General features: G+C 59.4%; 14 protein-coding genes and 1 pseudogene. 9 read left to right on the top strand and 6 right to left on the bottom strand.

Going from position 1 to position 15,874, the window contains the following annotated elements:
- Positions 1 to 68 precede the first annotated feature (68 nt).
- Positions 69 to 968: a LysR substrate-binding domain-containing protein gene (locus AC1RKH_RS14590; RefSeq protein WP_493062552.1), complete on the bottom strand. Its 900-nt coding sequence runs from the start codon at positions 966 to 968 to the stop codon at positions 69 to 71.
- A gap of 88 nt (positions 969 to 1,056) precedes the next feature.
- Between AC1RKH_RS14590 and AC1RKH_RS14585 the strand changes: the two genes are divergently transcribed.
- Complete coding sequence (locus tag AC1RKH_RS14585; RefSeq protein ID WP_493062551.1) at positions 1,057 to 1,821, top strand: sulfite exporter TauE/SafE family protein; 765 nt, start codon at positions 1,057 to 1,059, stop codon at positions 1,819 to 1,821.
- Here AC1RKH_RS14585 and AC1RKH_RS14580 read toward each other — a convergent pair.
- Complete coding sequence (locus AC1RKH_RS14580) at positions 1,811 to 2,125, bottom strand: putative quinol monooxygenase (RefSeq protein WP_493062550.1); 315 nt, start codon at positions 2,123 to 2,125, stop codon at positions 1,811 to 1,813. The genes AC1RKH_RS14585 and AC1RKH_RS14580 overlap by 11 nt on opposite strands.
- Before the next feature lie 201 nt (positions 2,126 to 2,326).
- Here AC1RKH_RS14580 and mdaB point away from each other — a divergent pair, with 201 nt between their 5' ends.
- From mdaB to AC1RKH_RS14550, 6 genes are all read left to right on the top strand, one after another.
- Positions 2,327 to 2,917, top strand: a complete 591-nt coding sequence (gene mdaB, locus AC1RKH_RS14575) for an NADPH:quinone oxidoreductase MdaB (protein WP_493062549.1) — start codon at positions 2,327 to 2,329, stop codon at positions 2,915 to 2,917.
- Between the two features lie 303 nt (positions 2,918 to 3,220).
- A complete protein-coding gene (locus AC1RKH_RS14570; protein ID WP_493062548.1) occupies positions 3,221 to 4,132 on the top strand; it encodes a LysR substrate-binding domain-containing protein in 912 nt (303 codons plus the stop codon).
- Between the two features lie 210 nt (positions 4,133 to 4,342).
- On the top strand, positions 4,343 to 5,692 hold the full coding sequence (locus AC1RKH_RS14565) for a GntT/GntP/DsdX family permease (RefSeq protein ID WP_493062547.1): 1,350 nt from the start codon (positions 4,343 to 4,345) through the stop codon (positions 5,690 to 5,692).
- Between the two features lie 16 nt (positions 5,693 to 5,708).
- Positions 5,709 to 6,569 (top strand): MurR/RpiR family transcriptional regulator, encoded by an 861-nt coding sequence (locus tag AC1RKH_RS14560; RefSeq protein WP_493062546.1) that lies wholly within the window; start codon positions 5,709 to 5,711, stop codon positions 6,567 to 6,569.
- Position 6,570: 1 nt separating this feature from the next.
- Positions 6,571 to 8,028 carry a D-aminoacylase gene (locus tag AC1RKH_RS14555; RefSeq protein ID WP_493062545.1) on the top strand — a complete coding sequence of 486 codons (1,458 nt, stop codon included), beginning with the start codon at positions 6,571 to 6,573 and terminating at the stop codon, positions 8,026 to 8,028.
- Between the two features lie 195 nt (positions 8,029 to 8,223).
- Positions 8,224 to 8,592: a glyoxalase superfamily protein gene (locus tag AC1RKH_RS14550; protein ID WP_493062544.1), complete on the top strand. Its 369-nt coding sequence runs from the start codon at positions 8,224 to 8,226 to the stop codon at positions 8,590 to 8,592.
- A 73-nt stretch (positions 8,593 to 8,665) separates the two neighbouring features.
- On the opposite strand, the gene AC1RKH_RS14545 is transcribed toward AC1RKH_RS14550, so the two are convergent.
- Positions 8,666 to 9,379, bottom strand: a complete 714-nt coding sequence (locus tag AC1RKH_RS14545) for a methyl-accepting chemotaxis protein (RefSeq protein WP_410017458.1) — start codon at positions 9,377 to 9,379, stop codon at positions 8,666 to 8,668.
- Between the two features lie 144 nt (positions 9,380 to 9,523).
- Positions 9,524 to 10,450, bottom strand: a pseudogene (locus AC1RKH_RS14540) (methyl-accepting chemotaxis protein); the annotation flags it as partial.
- A 393-nt stretch (positions 10,451 to 10,843) separates the two neighbouring features.
- Between AC1RKH_RS14540 and pmrG the strand changes: the two are divergent.
- On the top strand, positions 10,844 to 11,521 hold the full coding sequence (gene pmrG, locus AC1RKH_RS14535; protein WP_493062543.1) for a lipopolysaccharide core heptose(II)-phosphate phosphatase PmrG: 678 nt from the start codon (positions 10,844 to 10,846) through the stop codon (positions 11,519 to 11,521).
- A gap of 112 nt (positions 11,522 to 11,633) precedes the next feature.
- On the opposite strand, the gene AC1RKH_RS14530 is transcribed toward pmrG, so the two are convergent.
- Together AC1RKH_RS14530 and AC1RKH_RS14525 are read right to left on the bottom strand one after the other, a co-directional pair.
- Positions 11,634 to 13,088: an ArnT family glycosyltransferase gene (locus AC1RKH_RS14530; protein ID WP_493062561.1), complete on the bottom strand. Its 1,455-nt coding sequence runs from the start codon at positions 13,086 to 13,088 to the stop codon at positions 11,634 to 11,636.
- A 168-nt stretch (positions 13,089 to 13,256) separates the two neighbouring features.
- Positions 13,257 to 14,666, bottom strand: a complete 1,410-nt coding sequence (locus tag AC1RKH_RS14525; protein ID WP_493062542.1) for a DUF2252 domain-containing protein — start codon at positions 14,664 to 14,666, stop codon at positions 13,257 to 13,259.
- A 244-nt stretch (positions 14,667 to 14,910) separates the two neighbouring features.
- Here AC1RKH_RS14525 and AC1RKH_RS14520 point away from each other — a divergent pair, with 244 nt between their 5' ends.
- Positions 14,911 to 15,822, top strand: a complete 912-nt coding sequence (locus tag AC1RKH_RS14520) for a YeeE/YedE thiosulfate transporter family protein (RefSeq protein ID WP_493062541.1) — start codon at positions 14,911 to 14,913, stop codon at positions 15,820 to 15,822.
- The last annotated feature ends 52 nt before the right edge of the window (positions 15,823 to 15,874 follow it).

The raw sequence follows: 15,874 nt of genomic DNA, 5'->3' as shown, positions 1-15,874 counted from the left end.
AGGATTTTGATACGGCCAAGCTTTTCAGCGAAAAGCACTTCGCGAAAGCTTGACCGGAAACAGAGTATCTACGGGGTTGTGTCGGGGGCCTTTGATAATGCTTCCAGCAGGGCTTTGGCGTAACGGGGCAGGGCGTCGAACGAGCGTGCGCACAGCAGCAGTTTTCGTTGTGCCCATGGCTCGTTCAGCGCGAGACGTTTGAACGCTTGTCCGCCCGCCCAGCGCTCGACCGCCGCCAGCGGCACAATCGCCAGCCCGGCGCCATGGGTGACCATCCGAATCACCCCGTCGAAGCCATCGGCGCGAATGCGGGTCTGCATGCGCAACCCGGCGTGCAGCGCTTGTTCCTCGAGATAGATCGCCAACGCGCTGTTGGCATTCAGCCCGACGTAATCGTGAGCCAAAGTCTGGATGAAATTCGGTGCTTCCCCTTCGGCCAACGGATGATCGCTCGGCATGATCAGCACCAGCGGATCATCGCGGAATGCTTGGGTATCGAGGTCATGGGTGTCCACCGCATCGGAAACGATACCGAGGTCGGCCGCCCCCTGACGCAAGGCATGGGTGATGCGCAGGCTTGGCAGTTCTTGCAGGTCGATGTCGAGATTGGGGTGTTCGCACAGAAAGTCCGCCAGCAATTCGGGCAGGTATTCGCTGATTGCCGTGGTGTTGCACAGCAACCGCACCTGACCTTTGACACCTTTGGCGTATTCCGCCAGATCCTGTTGCAGGCGCTCGGCCTGTTGCAGCAATACCCGGGCGTGCTGTGCCAACGCCTTACCGGCCGGGGTAGGGCTGATGCCCCGGCGCCCACGTTCGAAAAACGCGGTGCCCAGCGAAGCCTCCATTGCACGGATTCGCGCACTCGCCGCCGCCAGTGAAAGGTGGCTGCTGGCCGCTCCGGCGGTGATGTTGCCGGCGTCGAGAATGTTCAGGTAGAGCTTGAGATCGATCAGGTCGAAGTGCATGGGGAGTTTCCAAGGCTCTGTCAAAACAAGAGGCAGGCTCAGTATATGGCAGATTTTCAGGGGCGTTCGAAAGGCCCAGGATAACGCCATGAATACACTTCTCGCGTTCTATCAAAACCTCGGTCTGGCCTTGTCGTTGCTGGTGATTTCTACCTTTCTGATGGCCGGTATGATCAAAGGCATGATCGGCATGGGATTGCCGACCGTTGCCATGGGCTTGCTCGGTCTGGCTATGGCACCGGCGCAGGCTGCGGCGCTGCTGATCATTCCGGCGACGTTAACCAACGTTTGGCAACTGGTATTCGGTGGGCACTTGCGTCCGTTGGTCAAACGGCTGTGGCCGATGCTGTTGGCGATAGTCATCGGCACCGGCGCAGGCACGTTGTGGCTGGGAATCGACGGCGGGCAGTGGGTGGTGCGAGGACTGGGCGCGGTGCTGTTGCTCTATGCCTTGAGCGGATTGTTGCTACCGACCTTGCGGGTTGGCAGCACAACCGAACGCTGGCTCGCCCCGCTCTGTGGCGTGCTGACCGGCATCATCACCTCGGCCACCGGGGTCTTTATGATTCCGGCGGTGCCCTATCTGCAAGCGTTGGGGTTGAACAAGGATCAACTGGTGCAGGCGCTCGGCCTGTCATTCACCGCGTCGACCCTGGCGCTGGCCGCCGGCCTGATGTGGCGCGGAGCACTGGGTGGCGGCGAGTTGAGTGCGTCGCTGCTGGCGCTGATCCCGGCGCTGCTCGGCATGCTGCTGGGGCAATGGTTGCGAGAGCGGATCAGCGCCGTGCTGTTCAAGCGAGTGTTCTTCGTTGGCGTTGGATTACTCGGCGGCCATCTGCTGATCAGCGGCTAGCGGAAGACCGGCTGAGCATGTCGATGCGACGGATATCGAAGTCGCGCTCCAGGTAATCCATGCGGTTCTCGAAAAACTGCTTCATGTGCGGCAGGTTCGAATGCACGTCCAGATGAGCCCGGGATTGCCAGATCTCGTAGAAGATAAACAGCGTCGGGTCCTGCTGGTCGCGCAGCATGTGGTATTCGATGCACCCAGGTTCGGCGCGGCTGGGTTCGACGTAAGCGCGGAACAGCGCTTCGAAGGCCTCGGCTTGTTCCGGGCGGGTTTTGGCGTGCAGGATGAAACCGTGTTGTTCGCTCATGTAGAACTCCTCAAGTCAGGGTTGAGGAAACTATATGGCAACAATCTGCTGGTGATTCGTGCGTTTTGATCAAATGTATTTTGCCGACTTCGGGCTTATTCAGTGGGGGACTCATCGATAACCTGCCGCCATCAACTTTAAAACTTCTCGATCCCGCGACTTATCCACAGCGCGGCGCATCGGACCTTGATGAGGCTTCCCATGAAAAAAGTTCTGTTGCTCAACGGTGGCAAGAAATTCGCCCACTCCGACGGTCGCTACAACGCCACCCTGCATGAAGCCGCACTGAGCGTGCTGGACCGTGGCGGTGTCGACGTGAAAGTGACCCACATCGACGAGGGCTATGACATCGCTGAAGAAGTCGCCAAGTACCTCTGGGCCGACGTGATCGTTTACCAGATGCCAGGCTGGTGGATGGGCGCGCCCTGGACTGTGAAAAAGTACATCGACGAAGTCTTCACCGAAGGCCACGGCAGCCTCTACGCCAGCGACGGCCGGACCCGTTCCGATGCTTCGCAAAAATACGGCAGCGGCGGTCTGTTGCAGGGCAAACAGTACATGTTGTCGCTGACCTGGAACGCACCGCAGCAAGCTTTCGATGACCCGACCGACTTCTTCGAAGCCAAGGGCGTGGACGCGGTGTACTTCCCGTTCCACAAAGCCAATACCTTCCTCGGCATGAGCGGCCTGCCGACCTTCCTGTGTGTCGACGTGATGAAGCGGCCGAACGTTGAAGCCGACGTCGTGCGCTACGAGCAGCACCTCAAGCAGGTGTTCAAATTGCCGGCGTAACCTGCGTTATGCCCCGCATCCGGCTACTATCGAACACCTGAGCAGCAGCGCATTTTTACCTGTGGCGAGGGGGCTTGCCCTGATATCAGTCAGTTAAGTGAACACAAGGTTCGAAACAGCAAAAATCGAATGTGGGAGCGAGCTTGCTCGCGATGGCGGTGTAACAGTAAACATTGGTGCCGAATGTAGAACCGTCATCGCGAGCAAGCTCGCTCCCACAGGTTGTGCGTCTTAACTGAAGCCCCCTCGCCACAAGCAATGCCTGACTCCTGCCATCAGGTGCATTCGATAGGAAGGAAACACGTGAAAGCCAGATCCGATGAGTTGCAGATTTTCGTCTGCGTGATCGAGTGCGGTTCGATTTCTGCAGCGGCCGAACAGGTTGGGCAAACGCCCTCGGCGGTCAGCCGCACACTGTCGCGTCTGGAGGCCAAGCTCGACACCACATTGATCAACCGCACCACGCGGCGTATGGACCTGACCGAAGAGGGCAAGTACTTCTTCGAACAGGCCAAGCTGATTCTCGACCAGATGGACGAGCTCGAAGAGCGCCTGTCCTCACGCCACAAAACACCTTCCGGACGGTTGCGGATCAACGCCGCGTCGCCGTTCATGCTGCACGCCATCGTGCCGTATATCTATGAGTTCCGCCGTCTGTACCCGGACATCCAGCTGGAGCTCAACAGCAACGACCTGATCATCGACTTGCTGGAGCAAAGCACCGACATTGCGATCCGCATCGGGCCGTTGGCGGATTCGACCCTGCACGCGCGCTCGCTGGGGTGCAGCCCGCTGCACATCCTCGCGAGCCCCGCGTATCTGGAAAAACACGGCACGCCGACGACTGTTGCCGAGCTGGCCGACCACTCGTTGCTGGGCTTCACCCAGACCGAAAGCCTCAACCACTGGCCGCTGCGCCATGTACATGGCGACCGCTGGCAGATTCAGCCGAGCATCAGCGCCTCCAGCGGTGAAACCCTGCGTCATCTGGCGCTGGAGGGACAGGGCATTGCTTGCCTGTCGCACTTCATGACCATCGATGACGTCAAGGCCGGACGGCTGAAGTTGCTGTTGGCGCAGGCCAACAGCGGTTATCGCCAGCCGATCAATGCGGTGTACTACCGCAACTCGCAACTGGCCTTGCGCATTGAGTGCTTCCTGGACTTCATCCAGGGCAAGTTGGCCGGCTACGCGAACGAGGTGTTCGAAGGCTGATGCTTGCCATCGCGAACACAGGTCAGTGCTGCCCCTCTGGTTCATGAAAATACTCACTGCCCATTTTCATTAATTGCGACACGGCATATCCGTAAGCGACATTTCGTGTCTCTGTACGAAAATTACTTTCATCCGGTTTGAAAGATCCTCCTCGAAATGATTTATGAGTTTCACAACACATCGACGTGACCCTTTTTCGAGGAGTACCGCATGGCACCGTCTTTCGGCTATTGGCTGCTGGTTTATGCCGCTATCGCGATCATTGCGCTGATCGTTCTGATCGCCCGTTACCGACTCAATCCATTCATTGTCATTACGATGGTTTCCATTGGTCTGGCGTTACTCGCCGGGATGCCGCCGTCGGGTGTGGTAGGCGCGTATGAAGCGGGGGTTGGCAAGACTCTGGGGCACATTGCGCTGGTGGTGGCGCTGGGCACGATGCTCGGCAAGATGATGGCCGAGTCCGGTGGTGCCGAGCAGATGGCGCGCACGCTGATCGAGCGCTTCGGTGAGAAAAACGCGCACTGGGCGATGGTCTGCATTGCCTTTCTGGTAGGCCTACCGCTGTTCTTCGAAGTCGGTTTTGTGTTGCTGGTGCCGATTGCCTTTACCGTGGCGCGGCGGGTTGGCGTGTCGATTCTGATGGTCGGTTTGCCGATGGTTGCCGGGCTCTCGGTGGTGCATGCGCTGGTGCCACCGCATCCGGCGGCGATGCTTGCGGTGCAGGCCTATCAGGCCTCGGTGGGGCAGACGTTGCTCTACGCAATTCTGATCGGCATCCCGACCGCGATCATCGCCGGGCCCCTCTACGCCAAGTTCATCGTGCCGCGCATTCAGTTGCCAGCGGAAAACCCGCTGGAACATCAATTTATCGACCGCGAACCACGGGACCGCTTACCGGGTTTCGGCATCACCATGGCGACGATTCTGCTGCCGGTGGTGCTGATGCTGATTGGCGGCTGGGCCAACCTGATATCCACGCCGGGCAGCGGGTTCAACCAGTTCCTGCTATTCATCGGCAACTCGGTGATCGCCCTGTTACTGGCGACCTTGCTGAGCTTCTGGACCCTCGGTCTGGCCCAGGGTTTCAACCGCGAATCGATCCTCAAGTTCACCAACGAATGCCTGGCACCGACCGCCAGCATTACCTTGCTGGTGGGCGCTGGCGGTGGTTTGAACCGGATTCTGGTGGACGCTGGCGTGACTGACCAGATCGTCGGCCTCGCCCACGAATTTCAGCTGTCGCCGCTGGTGATGGGCTGGCTGTTCGCGGCACTGATGCGGATCGCCACGGGTTCCGCGACGGTAGCCATGACCACCGCGTCAGGCGTGGTCGCGCCGGTAGCCATTGGTCTGGGATATCCCCATCCGGAGTTGTTGGTGCTGGCGACGGGGGCTGGCTCGGTTATCTTTTCTCATGTCAACGACGGCGGCTTCTGGTTGATCAAGGAGTACTTCAATATGACCGTTGCCCAGACCTTCAAGACCTGGACGGTGCTTGAGACCTTGATCTCGCTGGTCGCGTTCGGCCTGACGCTGGGTCTTTCCTATGTGCTTTGAACAGCAGGTGCGGTAAATGGACATCCTCTACCAGATTCGCGCGCGTCAGGATTCCTTCAGCGCCGGCGAAGGGCGGATTGCCCGGTTGCTGCTCGATGATGTGGGGTTTGCCGCGTCGGCGAGCCTCGACGAACTGGCGCTGCGAGCCGAAGTCAGCAGCGCGACGCTCTCGCGGTTCGCCCGCAGCGTTGGCTGCCGTGACCTGCGCGATCTGCGCCTGCAACTGGCCCAGGCCAGCGGTGTCGGCAGCCGTTTTCTCGACCCGGCCCGGACGCCTGAGCAGTCGGCGTTTTATCGGCAGATCGTTGGCGATATCGAGTCGACGCTGCGTCAGCACTTGTCAGGTTTCGATGAGTCGCGTTTCGCCGACGCGGTGAAGTTGCTGGGCAAGGCGCGGATGATTCATGCGTTCGGCATGGGCGGTTGCTCGACACTGTGCAGTGATGAACTGCAAGTGCGACTGGTGCGCCTCGGCTACCCGATTGCCACCTGCCATGACCCGGTGATGATGCGCGTGACCGCCGCGTCGCTGGCCGCAGAGCACGCGCTGATTGCCTGTTCGCTGACTGGCATCACCCCGGAATTGCTGGAGGCTGTCGAGTTGGCGCGCAGCTATGGCACGCGGATTCTGGCGATCACCCTGGCCGACTCGCCGCTGGCGCAATTGGCCGATGTGCTGCTGCCGCTACAAAGCGCCGAAACCTCGTTCATCTACAAACCGACGGCGGCGCGCTACGGCATGCTGCTGGCGATCGACGTACTCGCCACCGAGCTGGCGCTGGCTCAACCTGAAGACAATCAAGAACGTCTGCGGCGGATCAAACTCGCCCTCGACGACTACCGTGGCGGCGATGATCATCTGCCGCTGGGAGACTGACATGCAGTACCACACGCTGATCCGCAACGTCTTGATCATCGACGGCAGCAACACCCCTGGTTATCCCGCCGACGTGGCGATTATGAACGGGCGTATCGAGTGTATCGGTGACATGCAGGATGCCAGCGCCGATGAGGAAATCGACGCGACCGGGAGGGTGCTCGCGCCAGGTTTTATCGATGTGCACACTCATGACGATACGGTGGTGATCCGCCAGCCGCAGATGCTGCCAAAACTCAGCCAGGGCGTGACTACGGTGATCGTCGGCAACTGCGGGATCAGCGCCTCGCCGGTGAGCTTGCGCGGCGATCCGCCTGACCCGATGAACCTGCTTGGTACGTCAGCAGCCTTTGTCTATCCGCGTTTCAGCGATTACCGCGCGGCGGTCGAAGCGTCCAGCCCGACCTTGAACGTGGCGGCATTGGTCGGCCACACGGCGCTGCGCAGTAATCATCTGGACGACCTGTTTCGCACCGCCACACCGAGCGAAATTGCGGCGATGCGCGAGCAACTGCGTGAGAGCCTGGAGGCCGGTGCGTTGGGCTTGTCCACAGGGTTGGCCTACGCCAGCGCTTTCTCGGCGTCTACCGACGAAGTCATGCAACTGACTGAAGAGCTGACGGCTTTCGGTGCGGTCTACACCACCCATTTGCGCAGCGAGTTCGAACCGGTGCTGGAGGCCATGGCCGAGGCATTCCAGATCGCTCGCCACGCGAAAAGTCCGGTGATCATTTCCCATCTCAAATGCGCTGGCGCCGGTAACTGGGGGCGCAGTCCGCAGCTATTGGCGTCCCTCGAACACGCGGCGAAAACCCACCCGGTAGGCTGCGATTGTTATCCCTATGCGGCGAGTTCCTCGACTCTGGACCTCAAACAGGTGACGGACGCGTTTCGCATCACCATCACCTGGTCGACGCCACACCCTGAAGTGGGCGGCCGCGACCTGTTGGACATCGCCGCCGAGTGGGGCGTGCCGCTGTTGGACGCGGCTCGTCGTCTGCAACCGGCCGGGGCGGTGTATTACGGCATGGACGAGGCGGATGTGCGGCGGATTCTGACCCACCCGTTATCGATGATCGGTTCCGACGGCTTGCCGGAAGACCCGTTCCCGCATCCGCGCTTGTGGGGCGCATTTCCACGGGTGCTCGGGCACTTCAGTCGGGATCTCGGATTATTCCCGCTGCACACGGCGGTGCACAAAATGACCGGGCTGTCGGCGGCGCGTTTCGGCCTGAAAGAGCGCGGCGAAATACGCGAAGGGCATTGGGCGGATCTGGTGCTGTTCGATCCATTGCGCGTGCGCGACGTGGCCGACTTCAATGATCCGCAACGGGCGGCAGAGGGGATTGATGGGGTTTGGGTCAATGGGGTCTTGAGCTACTGCGAAGGCCGGGCGAACGACAGCAGGGCTGGGCGTTTTCTGGCACGGGAAGGGGATTTGCGTACAGGTTTTCATTGATGGTTGACGATCAAAAGATCGCAGCCTTCGGCAGCTCCTACGCCGAACGCATTCTCCTGTAGGAGCTGCCGCAGGCTGCGATCTTTTGATCCAGGTCTAATAGTGGCACTGTGAGATTAAAGAAAGCCATTACCAAGCCGAAGCGCTGTCATGCAGCCCACCTATAGTAGGGCCTTTCAGTTTGGGAGTAGTGCAATGAGCTTCAGTAAAACCACCCCGATCCTGCGGATCTTCGATGAAGCCAAGGCGCAGGAGTTCTACATCGACTTCCTCGGTTTCACGCTCGACTGGCAGCACTGTTTCGAGGCGAACTTCCCGATTTATATGCAAGTGTCACGGGGTGAATGTGTGCTGCACCTGTCCGAGCACCACGGCGACGCTACGCCGGGTTCGGCACTGCGCATCGAAACCGATGAGCTGGAAGCGTTCCAGCAGCAATTGCTGGCCAAGCAATACCGCTTCGCTCACCCACAGATTCAGGCCATGCCCTGGGGGAGCCAGGACATGACCATCAGTGATCCGTTCGGCAATCGGTTGGTGTTTACCAATGCGATCAGCGCTTGAGCGATCTCACCTGCAGGAGCGACCGGGCGGCGCTCCTGCAAATGTGTGGGAACCGATTTGTGCAATGTGATGGTCAGACCCTGAAATGGCTGACCATCATCTGCAACTGATTGCCCAACCGCGCCAGTTCAACACTGGACGCGGCGGTTTCATCGCTGGCGGCGGCAGTTTGCTCGGAGACGTCGCGTACGTTGATGATGCTGCGGCTGATCTCTTCGGCCACCGCGCTTTGCTGCTCGGCAGCGGCGGCGATCTGCTGGTTCATCGACTGAATGTTCGACACCGTGCGGGTGATGTTTTCCAGTGACACACCGGCCTTGCGGGTCAGCTCGACACTGCTGTCGGTCAGGCTGCGGCTGTTGTTCATTACAGCAGCCACTTGCTGGGTGCCGTTCTGCAGACCGGCGACCAGGCCTTCGATTTCCTCGGTGGATTTCTGCGTGCGTTGGGCCAGGCCACGCACTTCGTCAGCGACCACGGCGAAACCACGACCGGCTTCACCGGCGCGAGCGGCTTCGATGGCGGCGTTGAGCGCCAGCAGGTTGGTCTGTTCGGCGACAGCCTTGATCACGTCCATGACGCTGCCGATCTTGTCGCTTTCCTGTTGCAGCACGGTCATGGCTTCGGTGGAGCGCACCACTTCGCTGGCCAGACGTTCGATCTGAGCGATCGCTTCGTTGACCACTTTATCGCCTTCGCGGGCTTCGCCATCAGCCGCTGCGGCCGCTTGCGAAGCTTGTTCGGCGTTGCGTGCGACTTCCTGCACGGTGGCCGTCATCTCGTGCATGGCGGTGGCCACCTGATCGGTTTCGATCTTCTGGCTGTTGACCCCGGCACTGGTTTCTTCGGTGACGGCCGACAGCTCTTCGGCAGCGCTGGCGATCTGCGTGACGCCATCGCGGATGCCGCTGATCAAGTCGCGCAGGGTGACGCCCATCCGTGCGATGCCTTGCTGCAACACCCCGAGTTCGTCGCGACGGGTCACGTGGACATCGTGGGTCAGGTCGCCACTGGCGATACGCTCGACCACGGCCAGGGTTTCGCGCAGTGGCCGGGTGATTTGCCGGGTGATGGTCACGGCCGCGAGAACGCCGACCAGCAACGCCAACAATGTGCTGATCAGTTGCAGGGTGCGTGCCTGTGCGCTTTCGGCGTCACGGCGATCCAGCTGGATCTGATACAGCGCGTCACTGCGCGCAACGATGTCATTGCCCTGGACGGTCATTTCCTGGCGAGCCACGACCGCGTCACTATTGGCTGCTTTGTAGGCCTGCAAGGCGCTGCGGTAATTGAGCAGCGCGCTTTGCAGCTGGCGCAACGCGTCTTGCTGGGTGTCGGCGAAATGCGTGTTGAGTGTTTTCAGGCTGGCGATGGCCGCGTCCAGTTGGGCGACGGCTTTTTGCTCGGTGGCCGGAGTGCTGTCGTTGGTGTAGCCGCGAACTTCGTAGCGGGCGAGCTGAAACTGTTCCTTGGCCCCGGTAATGGCCTGGAACTGCTCGAAGCGTTGATCGCTCAAGGGCATCTGGCGCACGCGGGTGTCGATGTCATTGATTAGTGTGTTGGCGCTTTCGGCATTCTCGCCCATGGCCTGACGTGCGGCGCCCGCGGTCCGATAAGCATTGCGCATTTTGTTCAATGATTGCTGGTAGGCATCGATGACCGCGCCTTGCTCTTTGAGCAGTTTGAGGTTTTCCGGGCTCTTGAGGCTCGACAGCAGTTTTTGCTGCTGGGCCTTGAAGCCGTCGAGGGCGGTTTGCACGGTCTGCGCCACGGTTTCGTCGCCGTCGGCCAGCATGTACTGCAAACGGGTGACCCGCAGTTTGGTCAGCCCCGCGTTGAGCTGAGTGATATCGCTCATCCAGTTACTGCGGTCGATCAGCCCACCCAGGCTGGTCCAGCCAGTCAGGGCGAGGATGCACGTAAGGGCCAGAACCAGGCCGAAACCCAGGCTCAGCTTCAGGTTGACGCTGATGTTGGCGAACCAGCTATTCATCAAAAATTCCTCCAGGAACGTTGCGCTTCTTGATCGTCAGTTGGCTGGAAGATTGTTGTTTTTGGAGGCCAGCAGAATGTATTCGTAGAGGGTGTATCGGCGGCAGACGCGATAGCTGAAACGTTTTTCGTAACGAGAAAATACCGGGAATGCTCGTCGGTTGAGCATTTTTTCACAATCATTTCACTGGGTACTTACGCGTCGATTTTTAATGTTGCCCGTACAATTGGGTATTCGTGTGTCCGAGGCGGTGTGAAGGTGGAGTCAAGATTGGGTCTTGCGGGTATCAAACGCTCACTGAATATGGGGGGGCTCACTCGTGCTAAAAACATTGCCTTTGTACTGTTGGCTTTGCTCTTTGTTATCGCGTTGACATTCTGGCTGCTCCGACCTGCCGGCCCTGCGGACCTGGCCCACGGTAACATCACCGGGGACAAGGCCTTGGCCGCCAGTTGGGCCAAGGGCGATACGATTGTGCTGATCCGTCATGTTGAGCGATGCGACCACTCCAACGCTCCCTGCCTGGACAGTGCCGATGGCATTACCGAGCGCGCGCGCAGCGTGGCTGCCGGGATTGGTTCGCAGTTCGCGCACCTGGGCCTGACTAACACTGACATCTACAACAGTCCGTTGACGCGGGCCGTGCAAACGTCGCACTACATGTTCGACAAGCTAGGCAGCGTCCAGGACTGGCTCTTCAACTGCAAAGGCACGATGCTGCGCGACGTGCTTGCGCACAAGGTCGCCGGCCGTAACCTGGTGCTGGTCACCCACAGCGAGTGCATGGCGGAACTGGAAAAAGAACTGAAGTTACCGACGTCGTCGACCCCGGGGTATGGCGCGTCGCTGTTTTTTACGCTTGATACCACGCAAACCAAGCCGAAATTGCTTGGGCTTATCGACGCCTCTGACTGGCAATCAGTCGAGATCAAGTAACCCGCCCCAAATACAACCAGACTCAGGTGTTGGGCTGAGACTCAAAGTCGCTACTTTTCCCAGACAATAAAAAACGGCACCTGTATCAGGTGCCGTTTTTTTGTTGGCCGTCTTAGAGCGTGACGAAGTAGTACACCTGACGGCCCACCAGTATTTGCTTCACTATTTTCAACGGTGCAGTGGGTTCCGAGTCGCCGGCAAGCAGCGCCACATTGTTTGGGGAGGCGGCGAGAAACGCCGTCAGCTCGGCGTCGGTTTCCAGGTCCTTGAGCAGGCTATGGGTGTAGAACACGGTCGCCCCGGCGGTCCGTTCGTTCGCCTTGAACAGCGCTACTTCCTGGCCGTTGGCCTGCATGTCCTGGATTTGATCGGTCAATGGCAGGAACGACTCTTTGCGGTCGGCACGTGGAAACGCCCATTGGGCCGCGGACAGATAAGCAACGATGAACAGACTGATGATGCCGATCGCGATACCACGACGATTGCGGGCGATTTTACCGACCAGGGTCGACGCTTCGGTGTGCTGACGCAGACGCTCGAACAGTACGGCGGCATATTCCGCTGCTATTACGGCAGCGGCCGGTGTCAGTGACATCAGGTACACCGTGCGCTTGCTCGACGCGAGGGTCAGCATCAGGAACTGTGCGAGCAGCCACAGCGTAAAGAACAACAGATAGCGATTGTTCGCCAGGCTCTTGCGGAAATGCCACAGCCCCAGATACACCAGGATATTCCACGGCAGGAAGGCTTCCGGCAGTTTGGTCAGGTAGTAATAGAACGGCTCGTAGTGACCGGCTTGAACGAACGAACCGCTGAAGCGACCGATACTGTTGGTAAACAACACCTCGGCCAGTGCCTGCGAGCCGCCGCGTTGATAGAGCATGAAGAGCCAGATCACCAAGGGGATCAGCCCGAGCAGAGTCGCCAGTGCCGGGCCTATCCAGCGCGGCAGGCTGAAGCGTTTGTCGATCAGGCTCTCGGTCAGCAAATAGGCGAAGATCACCACGCCCGGCATCGCCAGACCGAGCACGCCTTTGCTCAACGTGGCGATGGCAATGCCGACGGCAAAAAGTAGCCAGCTGCCCAGGGCTCCACGCTGTTCGGCGTGTTGGCGATGGGCCTGATAGAACGAAAGCAGCGCCAGGGTTACGCCGAGGCTCAGCAGTGCGTCTTCACCGACACCGCGAACGTTGCCCCAGTAACTGGCCATGGTTGCCAGCATGATCCCGGCGACCAAGGCGATGGTCGTTGGCCGACCGAACCGACGCAGCATGGTGTACAGCAGCATCACGCTGAACAACCCGGCGAAGGCCGACGCCAGCCGCACTGCCCATGGCGTGCCACCGAAGGCACGAATCGCCCCGGCATCGAGCCACAGACTCAGAGGCGGTTTCTCCAGAAAGGGCTGGCCAAACAGCCGCGGCGTCACCCAATCGTTATCCAGGTGCATTTCCATGGCGATGCCGGCAACCCGGGCTTCGGTGGATCCTTGCAACTGGTGATTGCCGAGGGCAAAGAAGAACAGCAGGCAGGCGAGTAGAAACAGGAGTGGGGCAGGGCGTGACATAGGCATCAGGCTACCAAAGGATGAGGGCCGAGAGTAAAACAGGACTCGACAGTATACGAGGCCACTTCTTAACAAATTGTGAATTGGAAACATTATTGGCAAAGACGACAGGTTTATAGCTCAGCAGAACCAGGTCGGTCACCCTTTGCATCTTTTGGGGGGGCGTGCCTAAGGCCAATAATCAGCGGCAAAAGCAGCTTCCGAGCGGGCCTGTAGCTTGCCTTTGCGGCAGGCCGTTTGAAAACGTTCGAAGTCGCGCTCGTTCTGGTCGGAGTAGGCCTTGGCGTACTTGAACAACGCATTAGCCATGACGTCGCTCTTGCCAATGTAACCGCTGATCTGCGCAGCTTTCCCGGAGGCTTTGGCGTGGGCTCGAGCCAGGGCTTTGCCGCAGATGTGGCCATAGGCGGAAAAGGTTTCGGCATCGAAGGTTTCCAGCTCCGCCGATATTTTCATGTCCCGTAGCTGGCGCACGTAGAAGTGCTGGCCATTGGGGCTGGTGGTCCAGCCGAGAAACAGATCGCTGGCCGACTGCATCAGGCGCTGGCCTTCAACCACGCGCTGGCCGTCATGGCGTATCCGCGATTTGGCTTTGACGTAATCGGCAATCACCGAGCGACGTGCTTCCTTGAGTTGCAAGAACAGCGGTCGTTCCTGATCGTCGGTCAGCAAAGCGACCAGGCAGCGCGTCCCGACGCTGCCCACCCCAACGACCTTGAACGCCAGGTCCTGGACCTGGAAACGCGCCAGTAAATTGCGACGATCGCCCATCAGCGTGGCTCGGTAATCGTGCATGAGGGTGTCGTACGGTGGCCGCCAATCGTCCACGCGCATCCAGTCATCATCGGCGTCCAGTAGCGTCGTGTCTTTGTGCAGATGGAAGATTTGCGGCAGTTCATCACGAATCAGCAAGCGGCCGTGTTTATCGCGCTCGCATATCTTGGGCAGCAGATCGGCATGGGTACGATGCTCGGCTTTGTTGATGGCGTTTTTCACATGCTCAAGCGTGCTGGTGGAGGGTTCCTGCTTGAGCAAGTCGTTGTAACCGAGTGCGTCGTACCAGATTTCCAGGGCACTTTGTTCGGCACATTCGGCCATGCTCTGTTGATAGGCTGCGACCACACGGCGACAGATGGCCTCCTCTACTGAAGCACCATGGCGCAGGTCGCGAATGGCGACCAGAAAGCTCGTTACCAGTCGTTTCAGGTCCCACTCCCAGGGGCCGGGGTGAACTTCATCGAAGTCGTTGACGCTGAATAGCAGGTTGCGTTCCGGTGTGCCAAAACCACCGAAGTTCATCAGGTGACAATCGCCGCAAATGGTTGAATGCAGCCCCATGTCCGGCGTACCGGACAGGTCGTGGGCATGCAGCAGGGCGTTGCCACGATAGAAGGCGAAAGGCGAAACCAGCATGCGCCCGTAGCGCAAGTCGACCAGCGAGCGGATTCGCCCTTCACTGGAGGCCTTGATCAAGGGCAGCGGGTCGCGATCAGTCTTCCCGTGCAGCGCCTGGGCGTTGCGGGAGCACTGCTTGCGAGCATCCTTGCCCTCTTTCAGGCGATCTTTGAGGGTGGTCATGAGGTCCCTTTCGAGGTGGCTGAATGGCGTGCAACTAACAGCACTGGCACATGCGGTTTTGTCCGTGGGACACGTACCGCGTCCGTCTGAAAGCTAGCAGGAATCCTGCTGTTAGCCAGTCATTGCGTTGGCTGGCAAGACTGAACGGGTCGATACAATGGCGTGCTTGGCACCTTGGCGAGCCCATTGAAAAGCCGACTAGTCTTTAGCCTATTGATGGGCCTGCCGAGGTGTGAGGAGGCGTGTGCTTTCGTTGCTGATCGCGTTATTGCTGGCATTTCTGATTGGCTGGGTTTCGCAGCGGATGGGTATGTGCCTGGTCAATGCCAGCGCTCTATTGCTCAAACGCCGGCCGACCTTATTCGTGGCACTGGTTTCCTGCGGGTTGTTCGGCCTGCTGTTGGCGCCGATTTATCGCCATTTCGGCATCAGTCAGCCGTTGTTCACACCCGAAGTCGGGTATCCGCTGTTGATCGGTGGCGGACTGCTATTCGGGGTGGCCTCGGTGCTCAACGACGGCTGCAGTGTCGGCACCCTGACCAAACTCACCTGCGGCAACCTCAACAAGGCCTTTACGATTGTCGGCTGGGTGCTGGGGATTGTGCTTTGGTATCGGCTCAACATGTTGCCCGAGCACAGAACCCTGCTGATGCCCGAGATCTCCAGCAGCCACTATCTGCTCACCCTGGGTGTGGTGCTGATGGCGTTGCTGTTTCTGGCCTATGTTCACGGCGACAAACACCTGGTGTTCTCCAGCATGCTGCTGGGGGCGCTGACCAGCGCGCTGTACACCTTCGAACCGCAATGGACGCCCAGCGTGTTCTTCTACCACCTGTCACAGCTATTCTGGATGCCCGAACAAACGGCCATCACCGGCCAGCGCGTCGCGGTGTTCGTGATGTTGCTGGTGGGCATGCTCTGCTTCACTCTGCGCCGCAAGACCTTCAGCTACCAGGCATTCAACCTGTCGAAGGCGTGCGTGCACTTGTTGTCCGGGGTCCTGATGGGCACTGGCGCGTCGATGATGCTCGGTGGCAACGATTCACAGATTTTGCTGGTGTTTCCGACGCTGAGTTTGACCTCAACGTTGCCATTGGCCTCGATTGTCGTGGGGATAGTGGGGGCGTTGTGGGTGAAGCGGTGGTGGGTGGGCTGACGGGGGGGCTTTTTGGCTGCTGAGGTAAGATCGATCAAGCAGGTGTCTCGTT

Source organism: Pseudomonas sp. GW822-FHT06B12, assembly GCF_058799675.1.
This window is presented reverse-complemented; position numbering and strand designations above follow the sequence as displayed.